This is a genomic window from Acinetobacter sp. AM, from assembly GCF_003105055.1.
Classification (GTDB): domain Bacteria; phylum Pseudomonadota; class Gammaproteobacteria; order Pseudomonadales; family Moraxellaceae; genus Acinetobacter; species Acinetobacter tibetensis.
Map to the genome: position 1 here is coordinate 1 of NZ_QETG01000053.1, position 1,192 is coordinate 1,192.

At 45.5% G+C, this 1,192-nt stretch carries 1 protein-coding gene; it reads right to left on the reverse strand.

Features of this window, described 5'->3' with window-relative positions:
* Window position 1 precedes the first annotated feature (1 nt).
* Window positions 2-1,192, reverse strand: coding sequence for an elongation factor Tu (gene tuf / locus DCO44_RS16530; protein WP_116763782.1), 1,191 nt, complete (start codon window positions 1,190-1,192; stop codon window positions 2-4).

Here is a 1,192-nt window from a genome sequence, read left to right on the forward strand (position 1 = left end):
ATTATGCAGTTACTTTCGCAACAACACCAGCACCAACTGTACGACCACCTTCACGGATCGCAAAACGTAGACCTGGGTCCATTGCGATTGGGTGGATTAATTCTACTGACATTTCAACGTTGTCACCAGGCATTACCATTTCAACGCCTTCTTGTAATTGGATTGCGCCAGTTACGTCAGTCGTACGGAAATAGAATTGTGGACGGTAACCGTTAAGGAATGGAGTATGACGACCACCTTCTTCTTTAGAAAGTACGTATACTTCTGCGTCGAATTTAGTGTGCGGCTTGATTGTACCTGGTTTAGCAAGTACTTGACCACGTTGTACGTCTTCACGCTTAGTACCACGTAGAAGAACACCACAGTTCTCGCCCGCACGGCCTTCGTCAAGAAGTTTACGGAACATTTCAACGCCAGTAACTGTAGTTGTTTGAGTATCACGGATACCAACGATTTCAACTGATTCGCCTACTTTCACGATACCAGCTTCTACACGACCAGTTACTACTGTACCACGGCCAGAGATAGAGAATACGTCTTCGATTGGCATTAAGAATGCTTTGTCGATAGCACGTTCTGGTTCTGGAATGTAAGAGTCAAGCGCTTCAACAAGAGCAAGAACTGAAGACTCACCGTACTGACCAGCGTCGCCATTAAGCGCAGCAAGAGCAGAACCACGGATAACTGGAGTGTCATCACCTGGGAAGTCATAAGTAGAAAGAAGTTCACGAACTTCCATTTCTACTAATTCAAGTAATTCTTCGTCGTCAACAAGGTCGCATTTGTTTAAGAATACGATGATGTAAGGTACACCAACCTGACGTGAAAGAAGGATGTGTTCACGAGTTTGTGGCATTGGACCGTCAGTCGCAGCACACACAAGGATCGCGCCGTCCATCTGAGCAGCACCAGTAATCATGTTTTTAACATAATCGGCGTGGCCCGGGCAGTCTACGTGCGCGTAGTGACGGATTGGAGAATCGTATTCTACGTGAGAAGTATTAATTGTAATACCACGTGCTTTTTCTTCAGGAGCAGAGTCGATTTGTGAGTAATCTTTCGCTTCACCGCCGTAAGTTTTTGCACAAATAGTTGCAATCGCAGCAGTTAAAGTAGTTTTACCATGGTCAACGTGACCGATTGTGCCCACGTTTACGTGTGGCTTATTACGTTCAAACTTAGCCTTAGCCAT